The following is a 26,166-nucleotide window of genomic DNA, read 5'->3' on the forward strand; positions in this document are numbered from 1 at the left end:
TTTTCAAAGTATCTATTTTATCTAAAATATAAAAACTAAGACTTTGAAAAATAGGGCCTTGCCCTAACAATAAAAAAACCGCAGCAGACGCTGCGGTTTTCTCATTTTAAGCTATATCTTTTTTAGTTAAAGATCCAATTTTTAGTATTGAAATAAGTTCCTCTCCTTTTTTTCCGATGCCGCGAATAAAGGACTCGTCAGCATTGATAAATGGTGATGGCTGCTCGATTTCATTCTCAGGGATAGTAAGCACTTCCTTTACCTCATCAACAATTACTCCCATGAGTCTTTCGTCTTCTATGTTAAGAATAATTATTCTAGAATCCTTTGTGATAGAATCCTCACCATAATTCATTCTACGATGTAAGCTCATGATAGGAATTATTTCACCTCTAAGGCTGATTACTCCACTGAAGTACTCTGGAGACTTTGGAACTTTTGTAATTTTTGGCATTTGGATTATATTATTTACCTGGGAAACATCAATAGCATACGATTCCTTATTAATATTAAAAATAATATATTGATTATCCGCCTCGTTTTTTTCATTAACAACTCTTAAGTCTGACATACTATCCTCCTTAGGCAATAAATGACTGTACGTTAATGATCATTGCAACATCGTTGTCTTCAAGGATAGAAGCACCGCTGAAGAACTGATTATCCTCAAGAATACCTAAGGATTTTGTTTCGATGTCCTTTTGACCCATCAATGTATCAACAACAAGACCTACGCATGAATCATTGTGAATGCAAACTACAACTGTTATGCTATCCTCTTCCTCTGCAAAAGGCTCTAATTCGAAGAGCTTGTCCAAATAAATGAGAGGGATAACACGACCTCTTAAGTAGATAACATCCTCCTGATCAACAAGACTAATATCTGATTTTGCAACACTTTCAATTGTTAAAATTGATGGAAGTGGAATAGCAACCAATTCATTACGAACTCCAGCAATTAATGCCTGAGTTGTATCTGTCTCAGATGTTACAATTTGACAAAAATCCATTTTTTACCTCTATTTCTTACTTAAAGAATTTCATTTCCTCGTTTAACTGCTCAGCGATATCCTTAAGGTGTGTTGCAGACTCAGCAAGTGTTGTAACAGTAGCTGAAAGCTCTTCTACTGATGCACCTGTTGTCTCTGTAGATGCTGCATTTTCCTCTGAAATAGCTGAAAGTGATGACATAGCATTTGATACTACTGAGTTTGAAGATACACAGTTGTCAGCCTCACCAGAAATCTTAGTAACGCTATTTACTGTCTCCTCGATATCAGCAAGCATACCCTCAACTGCTGTAAGTGTCTCGCCAAGTGCGTTCTGCTGCTCGATATTTCCGTTCATTACCTGTGAAGCAGCCTTAACTGCCTGCTCTGCCTCTGAAAGAAGCTCATCCATTAATACTCTAATTTCAGATGCAAGGCTCTCTGAATCATCAGCAAGCTTTCTGATTTCCTCAGCAACAACTGCGAAACCTCTACCTGCTTCACCTGCTCTTGCAGCCTCGATTGAAGCATTAAGAGAAAGAAGGTTTGTCTGAGCTGCAATACCTGAAATGCCCTCAACTCTCTCGTTGATATTTGAAACAGCATTCTGTGTGCTAGAAATCTTTGTAGCGATTTCATCAATCTTAACTGTCATCTCTGTACTTGTATTCTGAAGTGTAGCAAGTGATGAGCTAGAGAGCTCAGAAGCATGCTTCATTCTAGCTGCAAGAGAAGTCATCTCTGTTGTAGAATCCTGTACGTTCTCTACAGCATCTGTAATCTTGCTTGTTCCCTCAGCTGCTGACTGAATATCCTCAGCCTGCTGTACTGCACCTGTAGCAATCTGCTGAACTGCAACTGCAACACTCTCTGTTGTTGCTGCAATCTGATCTGCCATCTCTGATAATTCCTCAGATGACTCACCTACAGTACCTGTAGAGCTCTTAATATGACCTACAATACCTGAAAGCTTTTCAATAACTGCGTTTGTATTATTTACAATCTGACCAAATTCGTCTTTACGATTTGTATGCTTGTTAATCTTCTTAAATACACCATTTGCTAACTCTGAAATAGTATCATCAACAGCCTTGATTGGCTTTGTAAAGCTATTTGCCATGAAAATTGAAATTACAAGTACTGCTAAAATCATAAATAAGCCAGTAACCATAATCATCATGGAACCATTTCTTGCCTCAGCAACTACCTCACTGTATGCTTTACCAGCACAGATTGTGTAGCCTGACATCTCATTCTTTACATAGCTAACATATACAGGATAACCCTTTGCTTCACTGATATAGAAACCTGTAGTATCACTTGATGTCATGTATGGAGATGATGCAAAATTCTGTGGTTCATCTGTAGCTGAGATTTCAAAATCTGAATGAGCTACCATTGTAGCTTCCTGGTCAACAAGGAATGCTTCCTCTGCATCCTCTGCTAACATTGTATGTAACTCATCTGGATTAAGTGTCTTATGTACTACACCGATAACAGTTTTTCCATCTGTATCGAAAACTGGTACTGCTAAACAAATATTTCTTGAATTTGTTACTGAACTAACAAATACAGTAGAAACATAAGTCTGACCCTTCATTGCATTCTGCCAGTAATCACGCTCTTTGATGTTCTTAAGGTCACCATCATCACTACGTAATACCATATCTCCATTAGCATTAGACATAACGATTGTATTATTATCACCAAATGACTCGTTAATAGCTACCATCTGCTGTTTAACAACTGATACATCATCTAGTTCGCCCTTAAGAAACTGAATTGTCTGTGGAACAGAAGCAAAACTTGTAAGAGATGCCTCACACTTTGTAAAAATCTTGTCAATCTCTGACTCGATATATTTTGCCTGCCAATCCAAATTCTGTTTTGCCTGCTCTTCGGCACTAGTAGATGAATTGTTATAGCTGATTAAAATAGCAACAACAAGTGGGATGATCGAAATCAAAAGCATAGTTGCTATAAGCTTTGACTTTACGCTTGAAAAAATGTTCTTTTTCTTTTTCATAAGTTCCTCCGTGAATCTTATTAATTATCTAAAGTTTATAGTTACGCCCCTGTTAAGTGTTATATACAAACACGAGTTAGGATTTTAACATAGTTTTATAACGTGATGTGTATTTTTATAAATACAATTGTGCATTTTACCCTATTTAGCACTAAACAATTTATTTATACTGCACAACCAAAAGTTTCTGCTTATTTTAGAGTTCTACATAAAGACCTAAGATTTATGCACTCTGTTCATTTGTAAAGAAAGACCTCTCTTTTTCAAATATTTTTGAAGTATCATTCTTCAATTGTGCACTATTTAATTTTAATAAATTTTTAATATTTGATTTATTGACTTGGACTATAGAGGATGTTATCTTTAACTTACATTTAGCACTCTGTTGATGTGAGTGCTAACAAATGCGATTTTTTGATATACGGAGGTTCTTATGATTATTTTACCTTTATACAATATGCAACTTATTTCACGAGGAAACATGTATTTCCAGACAGATGTATTTAAGACACTGACTGGAAAGGTTGTTGAAGGGGAAAAGGTTGTAGTTTTACAAACCAAGCGTTATCAGGCTAGAAAGGATTTGACAGAAGACAATTTCTATAAAATTGGTGCTGTTGGTACTCTCGCACAGGTTAGTCCTGAAGGCTATGTAACTGTTAATATCACAAATCGTATAGACGTGGATGAGATACATATTAATGGTGATGGTGAAATCGAGCTTAACATTTCAAAGAGAAATGATGTGGACGAACTTGATGTTTCCAGAGAATTAGAAGTATTAGAGGCATTGAAGGCTGATGTAAGAGATTTATCAAGCCGCTTCCAGTTTTCTAATTTCATAGAATTACTCTTAAGTGGAATTTCAAACGTAGAAGAATTAGCTGCTTCCCTTTCCTACTGGTTCAACACATCTAATGAAGAGATGCAAAGCATTATCGCTAATGACAGCATCAACAAGCGATTAGAGCTTATGGAAAAGGAAATCGTTGAATATGTTGAAGTAACAAAGGTTACAACTGATGCTAACTCTGCAAGAGAGCAGGAATACAAGGATTTGTACAGAGAGTCTGCCATCAAAAAGCAGATGGAATATTTACAAAAAGAGCTTGATGACATGCACCCTGAGAATGTAACTGACATTCAGCGCTTTGAGAAAAAGATAAAAGAAGCCGGCATGAATGAGGATGCACGTAAGGAAGCAGACAAGGTCCTCAATAGACTCAAGCAGGAAGGTCATCACAGCTCTGAAACTGGAATGCTTTACGATTATCTTGATTTCGTTATAGGACTTTCTTGGAAAAAGGAAGAGACTAAAAAGATTGATTTAGAGGAAGCTGAAAAGATTCTCGATAGTGATCACTACGGACTTGATAAGGTTAAGAAGCGTATTATTCAGCAGATAGCTGTTATGAATCTAAAGGGGACTCAGTCTGGTTCTATTCTTCTCTTTGTCGGTGCACCTGGCACTGGTAAGACAAGTATAGGTAAATCAATTGCCAAGTCATTGGGCCGTGAATATGTAAGAGTATCTCTTGGTGGTGTGCGAGATGAAGCAGAAATTAGAGGACATCGTCGTACATATATAGGAGCTATGCCTGGACGTATAATGGATGCCATTTCAAAATCTGGTGTCAGCAACCCAGTTATGGTTCTGGATGAGATTGACAAGCTTTCTCAAAGCTACAATGGTGATCCAGCCAGCGCCCTTTTAGAGGTACTTGACCCAGAACAGAATAATACATTTACAGACCACTACATGAATGTTCCATACGACCTTTCAAATGTGTTATTCATCTGTACAGCCAACAGCTTGGATACTATTCCTGCTCCTCTTCTCAACAGAATGGAGGTAATCAATTTTACTGGCTATACTCCTGATGAGAAGCTGAAAATTGCACGTGAGCATCTACTACCAAAGTCAATGGAGGCTATGGGTATTAATGAGTCACAGCTTAATGTAAGCGATGAGATACTAAGCACTATCATTTCAGATTTCACTAGAGAATCTGGCGTTAGAGGTCTTAGAAAACGAATCGATGCACTTTGCCGTGGTGCTGCACTTCTTATTGCCAGAAACGAAAATGAATCTGTTACTATCACTCCAGAACAGCTTCGTGGCGAATTTGATATGCGCCCTATGCATCGCAATACCGTTCCTGCTGAGCAGAAGCCTGGTGTTGTAACAGGACTTGCATGGACTGCTGTAGGCGGCGAGATTCTTTATATAGAAACCTTATTTACAAAGGGAAAGGGTGGAATCACCATAACTGGAAAGCTTGGAGATGTAATGAAGGAATCTGCACAGATTGCAGTTAGCCTTGTAAAATCCATGTATCCAGACAAAGCTTCACTTTTCGAGCAAAATGATTTACATATCCACGTACCTGAGGGAGCCGTACCAAAGGATGGTCCATCTGCTGGTATCACAATGACTACTGCCATTGCATCTCTTGTCACCGGAGTGCCTGTAAAGCCAACATTTGCAATGACTGGTGAGGTATCCCTAAGAGGCATCGTGTCTGCCATTGGAGGACTTCCAGAGAAGTTAATGGCAGCGGAACGAGCTGGCGTAAAGCAGGTATTTATCCCTGATGATAACATGCAGGACCTGGTAGATGTTGCTGAGGAAGTAAAGGAAGCCCTTGAAATCATCCCAGTTAAAAATGTTGAGGATGTTATTTCATATTTAAAAATTAACCAATAATTTTCCCATTATATAAAAATATTATCCTTCTATTTGGTGTATTACTTTATGTCAAATAGGAGGATTATTTTTTGCAGCGTTTTATAAATTGTATTCTCGTTCAAATATGAAAGGTAAAGTATTATAATAATGAAGAATAAACTCACGGAGGTTGATTATGAAAAGTAAAAAAATAATTATTGCAATTGCAGTAATCATTGTCGCAATAGCTGCTGCAATCGCAGGATATTTCCTTGTATACAACAGCCCTGAAAGACAATTGGATAGATATCTTGATTTGGGTGCAAAGTATATCGAGGAAGGGGACTATGACAAGGCCCTAGAAGCCTACAATATGGCTCTTGAAATTGATGACAAGTGTACAGAAGCATATATTGGTTTGATTCATGTATATGAAGAAACCGGTGATTATGAGATGGCAATGCAAATTGCTGAGCAGGGTGTCAACATGACAGAAGCGCCTTTCCTTGAGTCTAAACTGCAAGAATTAACTACAATTGTAAATAATGGTGGTTCAAGCAGTAGCTCAGATGCCGCAGCTTCTGAGAATAACTCAGCGACCGAGATTGAAGAAGAATCTACTATTAATATTGATGATTATGTGGGATTCTATTCTAACAATGAGGTTACTGTTTCTATTGAGAAAAATGGCGACGACTACTCTATGAGCGTTATGATTCTTCGTCTTTTTACTTGGGAGGATGGTAAAGTAAATGCCACAGATGAAGGAGTAGAATTTACTTCTACTGATGGAAATGGCAAACCAATTAAATTTTTATTTACTAAGGATGGAAATGATTCATATACCCTTAAGGTTGAAAAGACTACATGGGAATACCTCAGCAATGGAGAAACCTTTACCGACTTAGTGTTAACAGACCCTACTGAAACTGCCGCTTCTTCATCTGATTTAGATGATGGTTTTTATTTTTCAACATTACTAACAACTGACCCTGGTTACTCAAGTTCTTATATTAGAAGCTTAAGTTTTGCAGACAATGGATTTACTATAGATGCAGGTGTTACCAAAGTGCTTGATCCAAATACTTGGAATAACCTTGAGGATTACGACTATGCTACATACTTCATAGCCATTGATTCAAACACAAAATTCTATACAGCTGGTGGCGAGGATGCACCTACATATTATACATTTGAAGAATTTAAAGAACTGTGTGAACAATTAAAAGATTCCGGACTTGGATTACAATTCAATATTGAAAACGGAGTTGCCACAGAAGTTGGTTTATCTTCATAGCATAATAGCCTGACCAAACGGTCAGGCTTTTCTTATTTCTCAATTATTGAATTCATAATCTCAAATTTTTGCTGGGCTGAGTATATAAGCTCTGCTGCCTGTAGAAGTTCATCCTCAATGTCTAATTCTAAAGCATCTAGGGAATCTACATTATTTGATAGTGTCTTATATTTGATGTCATGCTCTAGAGATGCCCACAGATCCATAGCCATAGTTCTAATTTGGATTTCCACAGGAACCAGTTGCTTTTTATTCATGAAATATACAGGCACTCTAATTATCATATGTAGGCTGCGATAGCCATTTGGTTTGGGGCTGGCGATGTAATCCTTTATTTCTATTATATGTACATCATCCTGAGCTAGTATTCTATCTCGAATCAGGTAAACATCCTTGATATATGGACAGACACATCTGATGCCTGCAATATCGTAAATATTGTTGAATGCCTCAGTTAGAGACAATCTCATTCCTTTCTTTTCTAGTTTCCCCAATATGCTTTTTGATGATTTGAGTCGCGTATCAATGTGATGAATCGGAACCCTAAGATTTCTAAATTCGAACTCGTCCTTAATTATATTAAGTCTGGCTTCTGTAAGATTCATGGCTGCATTGTACATCCTAAGAATTGGATCTAAGGTATGAGAAAACTCATCCTCTATAGCAGCTATACGTGCCATATTGTTCTCGTATGAATTCCCCAGAGAAACAATTTCATTCACTGTCGTTGATTCTTCTATTACAATTTCCTTATCCATAATTCATATGGTACAGGTTTAGGATGACAAATACCATTAAATAAGTCTTAATTCTTTCTTAATTTTTCGCGATGGGTATGTGAAGATTATTGATTTTCTTCCCAAAACAGCTCATCCAAGGTCTTGTCCAAAGCCTTGCAAATGGCTATACAAAGGCTGATGGTAGGATTGTAATCACCCTTTTCTATGGCATTTATAGTCTGTCTAGACACGCCACACAAATCTGCAAGCTGCTGTTGGGACAAATCCTTGCCAGCTCTGGCTGCCTTCATTCTAAGATTCTTCATTGGCATCTCCTCTTTTATCTAATAACAATCTGATTACCATAGCAATAAGAATACCTGTAAACAGCACACATATTGAAACATTTATAAAGAATCCATTCATATATCTGCTAGCTAAATCAATCTCATCTGCATTATTAATAGCGGCAAACAGATTTGACATTATTACCATTATAGCCAGAACAATCCATGTTTTAATCTTTTGTCCTACCATGATATAAGCATTATTCAAAACACAGTAGACCACATCAACCATAATTCCTAAGAACATAATTGCGATAATAACTAATTGTGGTGATATGATATCAACAGTAACACTATATAAACATAGCGCATATATCATATTCAAAATAATCACAGTAATGAAACCGTAATTAGCTCCACGACCACGAACCAATAGTTGTCTCTCATCGTAGTGTACTTTATTCTTTTCATATCTCTTTCTTCTAATGCAGCTGCATGCCACAGCTATAACTCCAATTAATATTCCAAAAATAACACCAGCAGTATATGCATTCATATTTTATCCTCCGTTTATAAAAACAATTAACTAGTTTCCTCAGCTGATATTATTATAATAATCCCGCGATAGCATAATGTCAACTATATTTTACATTTTGTCACAAGATTGGAGAACGAAGTTTTGGTTTATGAATCTACAGTAGCGCAAAAAAGCCCTCAGCCTATTGGCCAAGGGCTATCATCAATCGTTATCAAATGCAGATACTTTGTTTGAAAGAATTATTTTTTAAGTCTAATGCTAACAACTGAACATGTTGGGAGGGTTACTTTTATGCCAGCATCAGTCTTTGTGTAAGCTGTAAACTCCTGTTCTTTTACTACTTCAGGTGCTTCAAATGTGTTGTAAGAGTTCATCTTACCTGTAACATATGAAGCCTCGCATACATTGTATGCTCCACCGTCCTTAGTAAGTTGAATCTCAAGTTCCTCTGTAGATTCTAATGAGTTATTTGTTAGGGTTACAGTGATAACACCATTCTCATCCTCAGAAACTGATTCAAATACCTTAGGAAGTTCATTCTTGCCAGATCCGACTGTACTGTTGTTAATAAGGTCTGAACCAAGAAGTGTTGCTCCCTGGTGGTGACGGAACATTTTGAAGACATAATAAGTAGGGGTTTTTATCATCTTCTCACCGTCTGTGAGCATAACTGACTGAAGTACGTTAATCATCTGTGCAATACATGCAAGTTTTACTCTGTCAGAATGCTTATTAAATATATTAAGGTTCATACCAGCAACTAAAGCATCGCGCATAGTGTTCTGCTGGTACAAGAAGCCTGGGTTGGTTCCTGGTTCAACATCAGTCCAAATTCCCCATTCATCAATCATCATGCCGATTTTCTTTTCTGGGTCATACTCATCCATGATTGCACCATGTTTGTTGATGAGCTCTTCCATATAAAAGCTACGTTTAAGAGTCTGGTAGAATACCTCCTCTGTAAAGTCTGTTGCGCTTCCCTTGAAGTTCCAATCATCCTCTGTCTCAGGAAGTGTATAGTAATGAAGTGACAAACCATCCATAAATCCATGGAACTGCTCTGGTGTATGATCAAAGCATGTAGCTAATACTTCTTTTGTCCAATGATAATCATCTACATTGGCACCACAGCAAATCTTTGAAATAGGTTTGCTTCCGTTATAGTTTCTAACATAGGTCTGATAACGTCTGTACTCATCAGCATAAAACTGTGGGCGCATATTACCGCCGCAGCCCCAGTTTTCGTTTCCAACACCTAGATAATCAACTGTCCAAGGCTCCTCATGACCATTCTCCTTACGAAGGTCAGCCATTGGTGAAACTCCGTTAAATGTCATGTATTCTACCCATTCGCTCATTTCGCGAACTGTACCAGAACCTAAATTGGCATTTACATATGTTTTGCAGCCAAGCTGCTTGCATAATTCAAAATACTCGTGTGTTCCGAAGCTATTATCTTCTACCACACCACCCCAGTGGGTGTTAATCATTTTCTTGCGATTTTCCTTTGGACCGATTCCATCCATCCAGTGATACTCATCAGCGAAGCAACCACCTGGCCAACGAAGGACTGGTACCTTCATCTCCTTTAGAGCTTCAACTACATCTGTACGCATACCATTTACGTTAGGAATATCGCTATTTTCTCCAACGTATAACCCCTCGTAAATACAGCGTCCCAAGTGCTCTGAGAAATGACCATAAATCTCTGGAGCAATTGTACTCTTTTTGTTTTCGTTGTTGATAACTAATTTTGCCATAACATATACTTCTCCTATATTTTTTGCTCGGCTAGCCACAGCTATTTCTCTGGCCACGGGAAGACGCACCATTATGATTGCCTTCGGCAATGAGGTGCGTCGTGGGAGCAGTAAAAGGTTAACCTTTTACTGCTCCTGCTGTCATACCATCTATAATATATTTCTGGAAGATAAGGAAGATTACAAAAATAGGCAATATTCCAAACATTGAACCAGCAATAAGCACATCATAGTTATTACCATATGGTGTGAGCAAAGTATTAAGTCCAATAGGAAGAGTAAACTTTTCTGCACCCTTTAGTACTAAAAGTGGCCAAAGGATTGCGTTCCAGTTACCCATAGCAGAAAGAATACCCATAGAAGCAAAAGCTGGTTTTGCAAGTGGAAGGATAATCTTTACCGAAATACCATACTCTGAGCATCCATCAATTCTAGCTGCATCTAGCAGATCTTTTGGTAGTCCTGATAAATATTGTTTGAAGAAGAAAATTGTAGATGCGTTACAAAATCCTATAATCATAACTCCCACATATGTATCAATGAGCTTTAAAGCGATTATCTCTTTGTACAATGGAAGCATTAATATTTCAAAAGGAACCATCATTGTTGCCAAAACTATTGTAAACAAAAGATTCTTAAATTTAAAGTTATACATTGAGATTCCGTAGGCAACAAAGTAGCAAACAAAAAGTGTGATAACTACTGAGAGGATACAGATAACCAGAGAGTTTTTATACCACATAAAATACTTCTGGCTATCTGCATTTCCAGAAAAGAGATACAAGTAGTTGTCAAGGTTCATGGTGGATAAATCTAAATCAATAGATAATCCCCTTCTGATAAGCTCCTTGCCTGGTCTGAAGGATGCCAACAAACCGGCAAATACTGGGAATAATATAATTAAACTAAGAATAAGGAAAAATCCTGTTGCTAGAATACTTCCAATTTTAATCTTAGGAGATGAACTCATTGTCTTTTCTTTTGACATATTATTTCTCCTCCTTTTTGAAAGTACCATTTAGTATAAGCTGAGCGAAGTTTATGATAAGTGCAACCACAAGGAGCACAACACCAACTGCGCAGGCATAGCCCATATCATTTTTCTCTATACCACGTTTGTACAAGTAACCTACAATAGTAAGGCCTATGTTGTTAGGTGATGAGTTACCTGCCCAAAGCATGTAAGACTCTAAGAACATTGCAAGTCCAGCATAAACAGAAATAGTTAATACATATACTGTAGTTGGCTTTAACAATGGCAATGTTACATATAAGAATTTCTGCCAACCTGATGCCCCATCAATGTCTGCTGCTTCATATAAAGAACTGTCAATTGATTTCAAACCAGACAGGAAATATAGCATGTTGACGCCTGTCCATCTCCAGCAGGCAACAATTAATAAAGCAAGCATTCCTGACCAGCCCATTTTTAACCATTTATATGTTCCAAGGCCTAAAGCCGCTGTAATCATGTTCATCTGACCTGTTGTATACTCTGTAAACATCAGGCGGAATAATGTACCAGAAATAACTACTGATGTTAATGCTGGCATGTAGAGAACAGCCTTCCATACGCCCTTAGCTTTTACCAAGTTGCTATCCATAAGTACTGCAAAGAGCATTGGGAATGGAATCAAAAGAACTAACGTGAAAAACATGTATTTAATACTGTTCCAAACCGCAATATGGAAAACATTATCTTTCAACAATTTTGTGTAATTATCAAAACCTACCCAATCTGTTGTGATTGCCCCGATATCCTGAAAACTCATTGTAAAAGCAGTGATTAGGGGGTAAACCCAAAAGAAAGCAAAACTAAGAATAAAAGGTACTACGAAAACGTATGGTGCTACCTTCTGAGAATAAATAAAGTTTTTAACCTTCATAATGCACCTTTCCTCATTTTTAAAATAGGGATGCCTGCCTAGGCCGGCATCCCTTCAAAAGCATTTCCTATTGTTCCATATCCACTGCGTCCTGTGCCTCTTGAAGAGCATCATCTACTGAATATGAAGGGTCTTCTAACACTTCATTTAATGTTGTTGTGCAGAAGTACTCATTGATTGTTGGGCTAATAGATACAACAGAAATCTTTCCAATGTTATCCATTCCTATCTCGTTAAGTACATCATATGGGTAGTTGATGAAGAACTGATTGTATTGGTTTGCATCATCATGAGCAAATGCATCATCGCTCCAAAGTGCTGCGTTACATACGTCAAATCCAAGTGTATCCCAGATGTGCTGCTCACCTTCCTCTGACATCTTTGCCCAGCAAAGGAATTCTGCTGCAAGGTCTGTGTTTTCAGACTGCTGTGTTACTACTGTACCAGTACCACCGATACCTACTGAGCACTTCTGGCCTTTTTCGAATACAGGACACTTAGCAATGTACCAGTTACCCTTTTCCTCTTCCATGTAGTTTGTGAAACGTGACATGTACCACATAGCCTTAGGGAATGAAACAACGTTGTGATCCATGATGTTCTGGAAACCAGCCTCAAGATCAATATGTCCGTCTGGTGAAACCTCAGCGAAGCCTGAGTTTAACCAATCCTGCTGCATTGTAAGCATTTTCTTAACTGAGTCTAACTGAACATTTGCTGGATCATCAAAACCACCTGTCCAGTCATCACCGTACTCAGCCATTGCAAGCCAGAGCCAATCTACTCCGCCTGTATCAACACATGTGAAGTACTTGCCATCTTCGTTCATAGCTCCTAAGTACTCCTCACCAAGTGCCTGATAATCATCCCATGTCTCTACTGCATCGATCTTTGCAATAACCTCATCCTGTGAAAGTCCCATTGCCTCAGACATTGCTGCTACGTTGTAGTACATAACTGTTGCACCTACGTGGTATGGTGCGCCGTAATAATTTCCATCTGAACCCTGATATGTCTCCATACGAGATGTAACCATTGTATCGAGATAATCAGCTGCATAATCATTTAATGGAACAAGCCACTGATCAAGACCTTCTACAACGTTAGGGAACTGACCAACTTCTACATCACAGATATCTGGAGCTCCTGTACCTGACTCAAGCGCTGTAAGAAGCTTTGTGTGCATATCGCTGTATGGATATGTTGTACAAGTAATCTCAATAGTCTGATCTGGATGCTGCTTATTCCACTCCTCTGCCATTACACCATAGTGCTGAGCATGAAGCTCTACGAAAGTCCACATTTCAAGATGAGTACCGTTTGAATCACCATATGTATTAGTAACTACTTCCGATTCTGCTGTCTCCTCTTCTGTTGCTTCATCAGGATTAACCCCACCCTCAGAAGCTCCGCCACATCCAACAAATAGTGCTGTTGCCATTGATGTGCAAAGAAGCATACTGATTAATTTTTTCTTCATTCTTCTCCTCCTTGATTTTCACATGTAAAGGTTATAAAGTTATACTGTTCGGCGTTAATAAATCAGCCGAGGCTTGTTAGCTAATCTATTAAACATCCAAATGGTTAACTGTTATGATTCAATTATATTATGCCAATAGCTTAAGTCAATAATTATTTTAGATTTTTCTAAACTAATTTGATTTTTCTTTTAATCTCTCCAAATTGAACTAATAAAATTTGGATATTTTCACTAATTCGTCACATTTTTCACATTTTCGATAGGTTTAAGTAAAAGTATTCAATATTTTTCTATAACAAATCTCCTGTTTTTTCATTAAATTCATTTGACACTGTAAATGGGGAATTTTATAATTATATAAAATATTATTATTTATTCTAAAAAGGAGAATAAGTGTTATGATTCATATCACTTCCCTTGACGAAGGACTAGAACTTTTTAAAGCTTTGGGCTCTGATGTACGTATTCAAATATTAAATATACTATTAGAAAATGGACACATGAGTATGAACCAGCTGGCTACTCAGCTTAATCTTAGTAATGGCGCCCTTACAGGACACATTAAAAAGCTAGAAGAATGTGGTTTGATTTCCACATCCAATGAATCAGCCAGCCACGGAAATTCTAAGATTTGTTCAGTGATTCAGGATAAAATTGTACTTGAAATAGAAAAACCTGTTGACCTATCAAATGTTTTTGCAACTTCTATAAAGGTTGGTCAATTCTCAAGCTTCAATGTTTGTCCTACATGTGGTCTTGCTGACAGCTCTAGCGTTATTGGTGAAATCGATGATGCCAGATACTTTAGCCATCCAGATAGATTCAATGCTGATATCATTTGGTTTACAAAGGGCTATGTAGAATACACCTTGCCAAATCTTGTTCCTAGCAATAACGAGATTACACAGATTTCCATTTCCTTTGAGATTTCCTCAGAGGCCCCTGGTGTGGATGAGAATTGGCCTAGTGATATTTCTTTCTATCTCAATGATAAAAAGCTGGGTATGTGGACAAGCCCTGGTGATTTCGGTGGCGATATACTTGGTATGTTTACTCCTGATTGGTGGCCACAAAATTGGAATCAATACGGATTACTTAAGCTTTTAGTTGTTAACAGACATGGAACATTTATTGATGGTCTTAAAATTTCTGATTTGACTATCAGTGATTTAGCATTAGATTCAAGCACTCCTATTAATTTTAGAATTGCTGTAGATGATGATGCTGAGCATGTTGGTGGTGTTACTTTGTTTGGTAAATCCTTCGGAAATTACGGACAGGATATCAAAGTATCCCTCAGCTATATGCCTAAAAATTAAGCAAAATAAAACTCTCTTCTTGGATTTAATCCACCGAAGAGAGTTATTTTTTACCATTTTTTCTTTGGGCAGTGACTTGCAGCCATGGCCGCTCTCAGCTCAACATAGCAGCCGCAAGCCATGCATGTGCCAGCATTAAGTCTTTCACATTCTTTGCAGACTGCCAGGCGCTTTTCGTATATATCATCAGTCACCTGGTCAGCCTGCTTTAATGCAGATTTGTATTTTTCTATCATTTCCATGTCTCCATCGATCATATCTCTAAGGAGACATCTGGTACAAACTCTATTTTCAATCATAGTTAAATACTGGTCTTCCATCCACCCATCTTATTTTCATAAGCATAGCATGACGATTCGGATTGTATAATGGATCACCTACAATTTCTGTCTCAGTACGAGCATGATATACCAGTATATCATTCCCCTCTTCATCCACTGTAAATGAGTTATGACCTGGGCCATATACCACATGCTCAGCAGATGAAGCAAGCACTGGATAGCGGGACTTTTTCCATGAAAGAGGGTCCAGTAAATCGCTATCTTCGCTGGTTTCAAGCATGCCCATACAGTAGTTGATTCCTGTATCACTTGCCGAATATGTCATAAAAATCTTTCCGTTTCTCTTGATTACAGATGGGCCTTCGTTTACCCAAAAGCCGTGGCGCTCCCAATCGTAATCTGGAGTGGTGAGCAATACCTGGTCTGTTTCAAGAGTATATCCATTTTTCATTCTGGCTATATAGAGATTTGAAATCTGTTTACCAACGCCAGTTTTTTCAGCCCAAATATAATACCAGCTTCCCTTATTTTCAAATACTGTGGCATCTAAAGAAAATGCCTCAAACGAAAACTCGTCGCTGTCTGCTCTAGTCATTTTGCCCTTTTCAATCCAAGGGTCAGTCATAGGATTATTTCCCTGACATTCTAACACATATGGACGTATTTTCCATATATCTTCTACTTCGCCACCAGCATAATAAATGTACCATTTTCCAAAGAGAAAATGTATTTCAGGTGCCCAAATATGCTTGCTCATTGGACCAGTCTCATGCTTATGCCAAACTTCTACTTCCTTGGCATCCTGAAGTCCTTCTAAGGTATCGCTACATCTAAGGACTATCTTGTCATATTCTGGCACTGAAGCGGTAAAATAGTATTTCCCGTCAGTGTGCCTATATACATAAGGATCCGCTCGCTGCAAAATCCATGGTTTGTTGTACTTAAAATCCTTATCCAAATCTATATCCTCCAAATTTCTCCTCTAGAGAATCAACCTCGTTCCCCATAAACTCTCATTTTCCCCTACAGCAGAGAATGTCATAACCTCATTGTCGCCTTCATCTAGCATTTCACAGAACACTCCACTGTAATTAACTTGGTCAATTGTAATATTCATGTAATAAGTGCCATCTTGCATTTCCCATGTACCTGTTATGCCGTCACCTTCACAGGTGCCATCATCATTTAGATACAAAATCTTTGGATTTGCTATATCACTAGAAATATCAGTACCTTGATTTATTATGAAATATCTGCCAACTACCTGGTCCTTGGAATATCCAGTCTCAGATACAGTTTCTCCCTTAGTCTGATATGGTAAATCGCATGGCCAGCCTTCTGCATTCATAAGCATTTGATGGACTCTAGGAGAATGATTTTCTCCGCCATCATTAAATCTGGTATGATAAACTAAATAGATTTTGCCATCTGAGTCTATAAATGCCGAGTTATGACCTGTTGCCATGTATGCCATTTCTAAGCTTGGAAGCTTGTAATTTCCTGATAATTTCAAACCATAGTCCTGATGCATAGCGCTTTTTCCAGGGTACTTTCCATTCATATCAACATATTCACCATCTACTGTTTTAGAGCGGAAAACTCTAATCTGATAGCCGCCAGTGCTTGTTAGCCCACCATAAGAAACAAAGAGATAATAGTAATCTGTGGCTTCGTCATACATAATGTATGGACCTTCAATAGAGATATGACCGCCGCCTAAAAGCTTTTTGCCAAAATATGGGTCCACGTTATTATCAGGATCTGCTTCGGGGTGTATAACTAGACCGGTATTTGGGTCTAATTCAAGCAGATATATTCCTCCTGACCATGAACCATAGGTCATCCACATACGGCCATCTTTGTCATAAAAAACAGTAGGATCAATCGCATTAGGATAATCCTCATAGTTGTAAGCACCAGCCTTTATATAGTTCTTTTTTGCATAGTCCTCATCCACATAATCATATACATCAGTAGCGTCTATTGTATGCATATTAAAGCCTGAATATATAAGAGGTCCCTGCCATTCAAAAGGTCCCTCTGGTGATGTGGATGTACCATAGCAAAGATTTGATGCATTAAAGGTGCTAGTGGTGCAATAGTACATGTAATATAGGCCTGTGGTTTCGTTATAAATAACATCCGGTGCCCACACATGGGTTCCGCCGTCATCTGTTGGAATCAAACTGTCCTTTGAGCCTGAATACGCAAAGGCCTGGTCTGCCACATCATAAATCTGTCCATAGACAGGATTTGTACTAGAATAGCCATTGCCAATATATTCCCAATTAAGTAAATCAGTGCTTTTTGCAGCTGTCATATGGGAACCATAAATATAATATGTGCCGTCAACTTCTAAAATAGATGGATCGTGGACTGAAACGCCCGAAGAGACATTGCCAGTAGCAATATCATCATAGTTCACCGTGAAATTCTTTTCCTCTGAGCCTGAGCACGCCACAAGACTTCCCATCATAGAAATCGCCAAAACACATGAAAAAAGCTTTTTCACGTGCTGTCCTCCTATTAATTATCCTGTGACCCAAACATCAAGCCTCATTAATTATGTTGGATCTACGATGTATTTAGTGTACCAAATACATGAAGAGTTTACAAGATTTATTTTAATTATTTCTAAATTATTTTACATAATTATTAATTCTTGCTAAAAAAATGGCTACCATAAGGTAGCCACTAAAAAGAGAAGGTTAATAATTTTCTAATTTTGTCCGTAATAAGCATTTGCACCGTGCTTACGATTAAAATGCTTATCTCTAATGCAATCTGGTGCAGGAGCAACCTGAGCATTTACCTGTTCTGTGAAAAGCGCCATTTTTGCTACTTCCTCAAGAACAACTGCGTTGTAAACTGCCTGATCCGCATCCTTGCCCCATGTGAAAGGTCCGTGGTTCTTGCAAATTACGCCAGGAACATATTTTGTATTGATACCTCTTTCCTCAAATGTCTCAATAATTACTTTTCCTGTGTTTACCTCATATGCTGCATCAATTTCCTCTGGGGTAAGGTTTCTTGTGCATGGAATAGGTCCACAGAAATAATCTGCATGTGTTGTGCCGTAAAGAGGAATATCTCTACCAGCCTGTGCCCAAGCAACTGCATAAGTAGAATGAGTATGTACGATACCACCAATATTATCGTATTTCTTGTAGAGCTCAACATGAGTAGCAGTATCTGAGCTTGGCTTATATTTGCCTTCTACTACTTCACCATCTAGATTTACAAGTACCATATCCTCTGGCTTTAAATTTTCGTATTCAACACCTGAAGGTTTGATGGCAAAAATTCCGCTCTCGCGGTCAATACCTGAAACATTTCCCCAAGTGTAGGTTACAAGACCCCTCTTAGGAAGCTCCATGTTTGCTTCATAAACCTGTTTCTTTAATTCTTCTAACATTTCTAATCTCCTATCTACGCTATAAGAATACAGCCTAGCATCTTTGAAATATTTTAATGCTGGTAGGTATCAATCTCTATGTGTTGCTCAAGCGAAGTATTCCACGCTGAGCGGAGTAACATCATAGGATTGAGACCGTAACCAGCAGCTTAAACTATCGCCAAGATTCTACGGCTGCAGCTTCAGCTTTAAGTGCTTTTTTGTATTCTACAATCCACTCGTCGTAGCCTTTAACCATCTCTGGGTCTGGCTCCATTGTAGTAGACTCCTGTCCTGCAAACACTCTTTCATCAAGGTAATTCTGTAATGACTGATCCTTGTTATCGCGGATACAGTAGTTTGCAAGAACTGCCATACCCCATGCACCGCCTTCACCTGCTGTTGCCATAACAGTGATAGGCGCATTGAGGGCAGCTGCAAGAACTGACTGGCCTACCCCCTTTGTCTTGAAGAATCCGCCGTGACCTGTGATTGATTTGATTGTAACCTTTTCTTCCTTGAGAAGAATATCATTTCCAATCTTGAGTACACCAAGTGCTCCATAAAGGTTAGAACGCATAAAGTTAGCAAGGCTAAACTTTGCATCTGGCTTTCTAACTATCATTGGACGTCCTTCGTTTACACCAACTACTGGCTCGCCACCAAAATAGTTAAATGAAACTACACCGCCGCAATTATTATCCTCTGTAAGGGCTTTACGGTAAAGTGTACCATAAATATCATTCATAGATACATCGATTCCGAATGCATCAGCAAATTCCTTGAAAATGCCAACCCATGAATTTAAATCAGATGTACAGTTATTGCAGTGAACCATAGCTACAGCCTCACCAGTTGGAGTTGTAACCATATCGATTTCCTCATGTGGTTTTGAAAGTGCTTTATCCAAAACTACCATTGAGAATACAGATGTACCTGCAGAAACATTACCTGTTCCTACAGAAACAGCGTTTGTTGCAACCATACCTGTGCCAGCGTCACCCTCTGGTGGAGCAAGTGGGCAGCCTGCCTCTAATTCTCCTGTTGGATCAAGAAGCTTTGCACCTTCTTCTGTAAGTACACCAGCATCATCTCCTGCAACAAGTACCTGTGGAAGTAAATCCTCTACCTTTGTATTAATGCCATGAGCTGCTGCAAGCTTATTGAATTTTTCAAGCATTGCCTTGTCATACTGGCATGTTTTTGAATCAATAGGGAACATTCCAGATGCCTCACCGACACCTGCAACCTTCTTTCCTGTCATCTTGTAGTGTACATAGCAAGCTAATGTCATAAAGTAAGCTACATTTTTAACATGTGGCTCCTTATTTAAAATACACTGATAGTAGTGAGAAATGCTCCAACGCTGAGGCATGTTAAAGTTTAACTCCTTGCTAAGCTCTGCTGCTGCCTCGCCTGTAATTGTATTTCTCCATGTTCTAAATGGAACTAAAAGATTATCATCTTTGTCAAATGCAAGATAACCGTGCATCATGGCAGAGAATCCGATTGCCCCAAGCTTTGTAAGCTTAACATCAAATTTGTTGTAAACGTCTTGCTTTAGTTTTCCGTAGCAATCCTGAAGGCCTTCCCATACCTCCTCCAAAGGATATGTCCAGATGCCATTATCTAAATGGTTTTCCCATTCATGGTCACCCTGGGCTAAAACCTTATTGTCCTCATCTACAAGGACTGCTTTGATTCTTGTGGAACCAAATTCGATACCAAGGGCGGTTTTCTTTCCCTCGGCAATCACTTCATTAATGTTCATAATAATTTCCCCCATAGATTTATTTTATCTAAATACAACGTTACCAAGAGCTAAGTCGCGCTTGAAGTCGCGAATCTTTGTATCCTTGTCGATGTAAACTGCTTCAATTCCCATTGCTGCAGCCCAATCTCCCATCTGCTCTGCTGTAAGGTCATATGTAAATGCTGTATGGTGAGCGCCACCTGCAAGAAGCCATGCCTCTGTACCTGTGTAGAAATCTGGTTGTGGTGTCCAGAAGTTGATAGCTGTTGGAAGCTTTGGAAGTGGCTTCTCAACCTTCTTGCATTCAACATCCTGAATGATAAGACGGAATCTGTTTCCAAGGTCGATAAGAGATGTAGCAATACCCTTTCCTTCCTTTGACTGGAATACAAGACGAGCTGGATCCTCTCTGTCACCCATTGAAAGTGGCTGGCACTTAATCTGGATTGGTCCATCAGCAATTGTTGGGCAAACCTCAAGCATATGAGCCTGAATAATACCTTCCTTGCCCTTTACAAGATTGTATGTGTAATCCTCAAGCATTGAAGTTCCCTTAGCGTCCTTCATACCTGTTGTCATAATCTTCATAAGGCGAACCATAGCTGCAACCTTCCAGTCGCCTTCTGCTCCGAAGCCATAGCCCTTTTCCATAAGTCTTTGAATAGCAAGACCTGGAAGCTGCTTGAGTGCTCCTAAATCACCAAAGTGAGTAACGATTGCCTGGTAGTTCTTCTCCTCAAGGAATCTTTCAAAGCCAAGCTCGATTTGAGCCTGAACTGCAACGTGCTTTTTGAATTCCTCTGGCTCTCTACCCTCAAGGCAGATATCATATTTGCTGTAATATTCGTCAACAAGTGCATTTGTGTCTGACTGAGAAACTGCTGCAACTGCCTCTGCAATTTCATTTACTGGATATGCATCGATTTCCCAACCAAATTTAAGCTGAGCCTCTACCTTGTCACCTTCTGTAACTGCAACGTTTCTCATGTTGTCAGCTACTCTCATTACACGAATGTGGCTAGACTCTACGATACCTACTGCTGTACGCATCCATGTAGCTATTTTATCCTGAACCTCTGCATCCTGCCAATAGCCAACAATAGTTTTTCTCTCAATTCCCATACGAGAAAGAATGTGAGCGTACTCTCTATCACCGTGAGCTGCCTGATTTTCATTCATGAAATCCATATCCATTGTCTCATATGGAATCTCACGATTGTACTGTGTATGTAAGTGGCAAAGTGGCTTTCTGAATTCCTGATGTCCAAGAATCCATGACTTTGCAGGTGAGAATGTGTGCATCCATGTGATTACACCAGCGCATGTTGGGTCATTGTTTGCCTCGTTGAATGTACGTCTGATTACTTCGTTTGTAATCATAGTTGGCTTCCAAACAACTTCAAAAGGAAGTCGGCCTGACTTGTTTAAGCACTCAACGATTTCCTGAGAATGTGCTGCAACATGTGATAAGCACTCATCACCATATAAATCCTGTGATCCTGTGCAGAACCAAAACTTGTAGTTTAATTGTGTCTTCATTTAAAAATCCTCCCTAAAACTCCTAAAATGCGTGGTAAACCCACATCGTTAAATAAATGTCCTAAAAAAAAGAATACAACTTGTACACATACATGTACAAGTTGTATTTATCATCATTAAAAGTATGAAATTATAGGGATTTATTAACCATGTACAAGTGCAAAACGCACTGTACAAGTTATAGTGTACTTTTTCTTTCTACCAATTCTGGTTCCAGTAAAATCTGGGCTTCCCTTCTGGTTATGGCACCATTAATCAAACCAATCAATGTCTCAGCAGCTCTCTTGCCAAGCTCCTCCTGAGGATGAGCTATAGTTGTAATTCCTTTGCTATGACTAAGCAATGAATTATCAAAGCCTGTTACTGAAATATCATGAGGAACATTTCGACCAATAGCTATAAGTCCCTTGATAATATCTGAGGCTATTTCGTCATTGTAGCAAACAACTGCATGGCAAGCCTTGCCACTCTCAAGTATTCTAAGAAGCCCCTCCATTGGTTTGACTCCTCGGTCCTTTGTGTGATACCAGATGACCATATCTGGATCGTAAGCTATTCCAGCTTCCTGCAATGCCTTTACGTAACCCTTGTGACGAAGAATCCCCTGGCTATCATCTGCTTTGAAAATACCTGCAATTCGCTTGTGTCCCAATTTAACAAGATGCTCTGTAATTAGACGACCGCCCTCAACATCATCAAGCATGACATAAGGTCTATCCATCATCTCCTCATAGCAGCTTTGAATAAATACATATGGAATACCCATGGTATCCATCTGCTGGTAAAGCACCTGGTGCTGACAGCTGATTGCACTCTGGCTCGGTTCGATTATCATGCCATCAATATCCTTTGAAAGCAATTCCTCCATGCACCAAGCCTCACCCTTGCGGGAATTGTTGGTAGTCTTTAGCAAAATGCTATAGCCATTCTCGTCGAGGATTTGGTTGATTCCCTGAATAACCCTTGGAAAAATATAGTCGGTCATATAGGTGGATACTACCGCGATATTTTTGGTGTGCTTGCGCTTGATTTTGCGCTCCACAACGAAAGTTCCACTACCATGTACCGGGTACAAATATCCATTATCTATAAGAAATCCCAATGCCTTTCTGACAGTCTGACGACTTACACCATATTTTTCCGCCAACTGATTCTCAGAAGGAATCTTTTGATTAGGTAAAACCTTTCCAGAATTGATGGCCTTTTTTATATCTTCAATTATTAGCTCATACTTTGAATTAACCATGATTTAATCATATCAAAAGAGATAAGATTACTCAAAGTTAATATTATGCTTCTATCTCTAAATGAATTAGTTGCCGTCGCCTTCACCTGCATTTGATCCTGCATTTGATGCATCAATGGTATATTCACCTACATATGCAAAGCCTGTATTTTCACTATAAACACCTATTGTTGCATCAACACTTGTTGAAGTTGCGTTTTCTAAATTAATTGTCACATTATAACTTGTGGTTGCAGTACCATTCTCATCAACAAACGCTTTTTCTGTGACTGTAGGCACCACTTCATTAGGAAATTCAAATGATGTATCACTTGTGCAATTCTCACTTTCAGCTGTTGCAACACCAATAGTCAATGGATTGCTAATAATGTTTCCGCTAGTAGGCGCATTATCGCCATACATCCCCGATGCCGTAGATGTTCCAGCAACTACTGCTCCAGTATCAAAATATGCAATTTGATAATTCCAATCAAGCATATCTGCATTACTTGAATCAGCTGCCGCAGTATAAGCACCAATTGTTTGAACTGGAACTGTATTAATATCAGATACATATCCCGCATATGCTGCATATGTTCCTTCCGTTACACCTCTGTATATTGAGATTTCCTTCATACCACAGCCATAGTCGCTCTCAATAGTAATTGTTCCAACCAACTGTAATCCCTTAGCCTGTGCCAAAAGGGCTGATTCACTATCTGCTGGTGTTACAATTACAGCCTCTCCTGTGTCATCTGGTGTTACAACAACCGTCTCACCAGCCTCTGATCTTTCTGCCGAACCGCTGCCACCACTAGTTTTAGCTGATGCAACTGCAGTATTAATAGCTGATTGCACTGCACCATAATCATTTGTACCCAAACGTTCAGCAATCATGTATGCAATAGGAGTTATTTGAACATCGCTGGAAACCATAGAATGTACAGTTACACCTGCCTGAGCACATGCTGCAACTGTCGTCAATGGACGAAGTTCCTTTTCCTCTGGAGTCGATTTAATGTAGTGCTCATAATACTTCAAAATATTATTGCCGTACATTGCTTCCAAATCCCCATATGCGCTGGCATAGGCTGCTGGATCAAATAATGAACTACAAGTTCTACCCTCAAATAATCCGCACTTATAAAAATGTTTAAACAATGCCTCTGTATCATTACCAAAGAACTCAGCTAGTTCTGGATTCTCATTCAAATACCATTCTGCATCGAATAATGATCTTAGAAGTTCTATGTCCTCCTCAGAAACAGTTCCATAAACCACCTGGCTTGGGTCAGTCGCCTGCGTTAAACCTGCTGCTTCTGATGTAATGCTAGGCGCTGCCACCATACCTACCATAGCCATCGCCATCACCAATGCCATTATCTTTTTTCTGTTCATATATCCTTTTCTCCTTTCCATTTCCCATTGGAAACTTACAAATAAGATGTGAGAGCAAGGATAGTTGAAAAGTTTGTTCAAATTGCGAAAAGTCCGCGTTTTAAAGGGATAGTTTTGGGATAGGTAGTATCTCGAAGCCCTGTATTTCATTGATTTTTCTACCTATCCCTATTTCACAGTGGTAGAATAGACACATGAAGAAAAAAGTCGCATTTATAAGTATTTTAATTGGATTATTGTTTTTCTTAAACAGTTCGCAGTACCTATCCTGGTTCTATAATTTGACCAATTTTTACGATTCATATCATGTTGATTTTTATGGTCAGTTCTTAGGTAAAATTTTCCAAGGAATCGGTATTGTGATTTTCTGTGCTTATCTTAGATTCTACAAGAACAGACCATCACAGCTAGTAGAATTAGCAAGCTTAATAGCGCTTAATTTTATGCTTACAGTGTTCAGCATATTATCTTCACCACTCCATTTTTGCCTACCAATAGGCTTATTAATGAACATTGCTATCGGCATTCTTTATGCCTGGTACGTTACACTTACCATTGAAATAGTTCCTAGGGATTATTATGGTATTTCTTTTGGAGCAGGCATAGGTATAAGCTGTGTTTTCTCATATTTGCTATATAAATTTGATACTACTTATGTTTTTATGACAAGTAAGTACTGCCTGTTTTTATATGCATTCATCAGTATTATCTCGATAATTTTATTGCTTACAAATCAAAAAACTATTACAAAAACGGGCGAAATAATTCCCGAAGGTATTACAGATATCGCATCAAACTATACCAAAATAGTCGTTTTAACCCTTCTTACTGTCAGCATCATTAATGGCCTTGGATATTTTGTTCCTAGTGAAGATATCACAGCCTTCCACATGAACGTAGAAGTTATGCGTCTATTTTACACAATCGGACTTGTAATAGCAGGCTTTATCAACGACCGCAGCCGTAAAATCGGACTTGTATTATGTCTGATTGCACTTACATTTACATTTTCTATGCCACTGCTTCGAGATAACCAAACTGGCATTTTCCTCACCTGGATGTTTTCTTACCTTTTAGGCGGCTTTATATCTGTGTACAGAGCAATCATTTTCCTTGATATTGCTGTTGCTACAGATAATCTTTATCTTGCACCAATTGGTCTATTACTAGGTCGAGTAGGTGAACCTATTGGTATGTTAATGAGATTTCATCTAGCCCAGGACAATGCACTGTTAATCCTCGTAATTTCCATTTTTTATGCTATTACCTTGATTCTTTTTGCATTATTGTTTTCAAAACTATATGTTGGTGTTCCAGCTCAAACTAACGAAGCTGTAGATATCCATGGCTTATTTATTGACAAATATTCTCTTTCTTCCAGGGAAATACAAATATTAGATGAAATACTTGAGATGAAATCTAATAAAGAAATAGCAGCTGACCTCTTCATAACAGAATCCACCGTGAAATTTCACGTGAAGAATCTTATGAAAAAGACCAACTGCAAAAATAGAAACGAATTGATAAGCCTTTATAACAATTTTCAATAAACAAAAATGGTAGGCCGTTAAAATTTAACATTGATTTCTTCCATTCCGAAAGTATTG

Annotated in this window: 22 protein-coding genes; 4 read left to right on the plus strand and 18 right to left on the minus strand. The window is 38.5% G+C overall.

Annotation, left to right across the window (positions count from 1 at the left end; all coding sequences use genetic code 11):
- Positions 1–106: 106 nt before the first annotated feature.
- Genes E7276_RS03695 through E7276_RS03705 form a run of 3 tightly spaced genes read right to left on the minus strand, consistent with a single transcriptional unit; the run spans position 107 to position 3,015 of the window.
- Positions 107–571, minus strand: a complete 465-nt coding sequence (locus tag E7276_RS03695) for a chemotaxis protein CheW (RefSeq protein ID WP_294213879.1) — start codon at positions 569–571, stop codon at positions 107–109.
- Positions 572–581: 10 nt separating this feature from the next.
- Positions 582–1,010: a chemotaxis protein CheW gene (locus tag E7276_RS03700; protein ID WP_294213883.1), complete on the minus strand. Its 429-nt coding sequence runs from the start codon at positions 1,008–1,010 to the stop codon at positions 582–584.
- Positions 1,011–1,026: 16 nt separating this feature from the next.
- Positions 1,027–3,015 (minus strand): methyl-accepting chemotaxis protein, encoded by a 1,989-nt coding sequence (locus tag E7276_RS03705; RefSeq protein WP_294213885.1) that lies wholly within the window; start codon positions 3,013–3,015, stop codon positions 1,027–1,029.
- A gap of 433 nt (positions 3,016–3,448) precedes the next feature.
- On the opposite strand from E7276_RS03705, the gene lon reads away from it, so the two are divergent.
- Entirely contained in the window at positions 3,449–5,722 is a 2,274-nt protein-coding gene (lon, locus tag E7276_RS03710) for an endopeptidase La (protein WP_294213888.1), read from the plus strand.
- A gap of 157 nt (positions 5,723–5,879) precedes the next feature.
- Positions 5,880–6,980, plus strand: coding sequence for a tetratricopeptide repeat protein (locus E7276_RS03715; RefSeq protein WP_294213891.1), 1,101 nt, complete (start codon positions 5,880–5,882; stop codon positions 6,978–6,980).
- 32 nt (positions 6,981–7,012) lie between these two features.
- Here E7276_RS03715 and E7276_RS03720 read toward each other — a convergent pair whose 3' ends face one another.
- The 7 genes from E7276_RS03720 to E7276_RS03750 form a co-directional block, all read right to left on the minus strand.
- Positions 7,013–7,660, minus strand: coding sequence for a GTP pyrophosphokinase (locus E7276_RS03720; RefSeq protein ID WP_294213894.1), 648 nt, complete (start codon positions 7,658–7,660; stop codon positions 7,013–7,015).
- A gap of 164 nt (positions 7,661–7,824) precedes the next feature.
- Entirely contained in the window at positions 7,825–8,025 is a 201-nt protein-coding gene (locus tag E7276_RS03725) for a helix-turn-helix transcriptional regulator (protein ID WP_294213897.1), read from the minus strand.
- Entirely contained in the window at positions 8,012–8,542 is a 531-nt protein-coding gene (locus E7276_RS03730; protein ID WP_294213900.1) for a hypothetical protein, read from the minus strand. Before E7276_RS03730 ends, E7276_RS03725 begins: the two co-directional genes overlap by 14 nt.
- 221 nt (positions 8,543–8,763) lie before the next feature.
- Complete coding sequence (locus tag E7276_RS03735) at positions 8,764–10,284, minus strand: alpha-N-arabinofuranosidase (protein WP_294213902.1); 1,521 nt, start codon at positions 10,282–10,284, stop codon at positions 8,764–8,766.
- A gap of 118 nt (positions 10,285–10,402) precedes the next feature.
- Positions 10,403–11,272, minus strand: coding sequence for a carbohydrate ABC transporter permease (locus tag E7276_RS03740; protein WP_294213905.1), 870 nt, complete (start codon positions 11,270–11,272; stop codon positions 10,403–10,405).
- 1 nt (position 11,273) lies between these two features.
- Positions 11,274–12,170, minus strand: a complete 897-nt coding sequence (locus tag E7276_RS03745) for a carbohydrate ABC transporter permease (protein ID WP_294213907.1) — start codon at positions 12,168–12,170, stop codon at positions 11,274–11,276.
- 67 nt (positions 12,171–12,237) lie between these two features.
- The gene (locus tag E7276_RS03750; RefSeq protein WP_294213910.1) at positions 12,238–13,650 is read right to left on the minus strand and encodes an ABC transporter substrate-binding protein; all 1,413 of its coding nucleotides are present in this window, start codon (positions 13,648–13,650) and stop codon (positions 12,238–12,240) included.
- A gap of 398 nt (positions 13,651–14,048) precedes the next feature.
- On the opposite strand from E7276_RS03750, the gene E7276_RS03755 reads away from it, so the two are divergent.
- Positions 14,049–14,969, plus strand: coding sequence for an ArsR/SmtB family transcription factor (locus E7276_RS03755; RefSeq protein WP_294213912.1), 921 nt, complete (start codon positions 14,049–14,051; stop codon positions 14,967–14,969).
- Between the two features lie 50 nt (positions 14,970–15,019).
- Here the strand turns inward: E7276_RS03755 and E7276_RS03760 are convergent, their stop codons facing one another.
- The 8 genes from E7276_RS03760 to E7276_RS03795 form a co-directional block, all read right to left on the minus strand.
- Positions 15,020–15,268 carry a DUF6171 family protein gene (locus tag E7276_RS03760; protein WP_294213916.1) on the minus strand — a complete coding sequence of 83 codons (249 nt, stop codon included), beginning with the start codon at positions 15,266–15,268 and terminating at the stop codon, positions 15,020–15,022.
- The gene (locus E7276_RS03765; protein ID WP_442960441.1) at positions 15,261–16,214 is read right to left on the minus strand and encodes a glycoside hydrolase family 43 protein; all 954 of its coding nucleotides are present in this window, start codon (positions 16,212–16,214) and stop codon (positions 15,261–15,263) included. The genes E7276_RS03760 and E7276_RS03765 overlap by 8 nt, the downstream gene beginning before the upstream one ends.
- Before the next feature lie 18 nt (positions 16,215–16,232).
- Positions 16,233–17,762, minus strand: coding sequence for a glycoside hydrolase family 43 protein (locus E7276_RS03770; protein WP_294213922.1), 1,530 nt, complete (start codon positions 17,760–17,762; stop codon positions 16,233–16,235).
- A gap of 207 nt (positions 17,763–17,969) precedes the next feature.
- Positions 17,970–18,665: an L-ribulose-5-phosphate 4-epimerase gene (locus tag E7276_RS03775; RefSeq protein ID WP_294213925.1), complete on the minus strand. Its 696-nt coding sequence runs from the start codon at positions 18,663–18,665 to the stop codon at positions 17,970–17,972.
- Positions 18,666–18,819: 154 nt separating this feature from the next.
- Positions 18,820–20,415 carry a xylulokinase gene (locus E7276_RS03780; RefSeq protein WP_294213928.1) on the minus strand — a complete coding sequence of 532 codons (1,596 nt, stop codon included), beginning with the start codon at positions 20,413–20,415 and terminating at the stop codon, positions 18,820–18,822.
- 24 nt (positions 20,416–20,439) lie between these two features.
- Positions 20,440–21,936, minus strand: coding sequence for an L-arabinose isomerase (gene araA / locus E7276_RS03785; protein ID WP_294213929.1), 1,497 nt, complete (start codon positions 21,934–21,936; stop codon positions 20,440–20,442).
- A gap of 178 nt (positions 21,937–22,114) precedes the next feature.
- A complete protein-coding gene (locus E7276_RS03790) occupies positions 22,115–23,182 on the minus strand; it encodes a GntR family transcriptional regulator (RefSeq protein WP_294213931.1) in 1,068 nt (355 codons plus the stop codon).
- Positions 23,183–23,248: 66 nt separating this feature from the next.
- Positions 23,249–24,559 (minus strand): hypothetical protein, encoded by a 1,311-nt coding sequence (locus E7276_RS03795; RefSeq protein ID WP_294213933.1) that lies wholly within the window; start codon positions 24,557–24,559, stop codon positions 23,249–23,251.
- Between the two features lie 194 nt (positions 24,560–24,753).
- Between E7276_RS03795 and E7276_RS03800 the strand changes: the two genes are divergently transcribed.
- The gene (locus E7276_RS03800) at positions 24,754–26,109 is read left to right on the plus strand and encodes a helix-turn-helix transcriptional regulator (RefSeq protein ID WP_294213935.1); all 1,356 of its coding nucleotides are present in this window, start codon (positions 24,754–24,756) and stop codon (positions 26,107–26,109) included.
- The last annotated feature ends 57 nt before the right edge of the window (positions 26,110–26,166 follow it).

It is taken from the genome of Pseudobutyrivibrio sp., from assembly GCF_015057185.1.
Classification (GTDB): Bacteria; Bacillota; Clostridia; order Lachnospirales; family Lachnospiraceae; genus Pseudobutyrivibrio.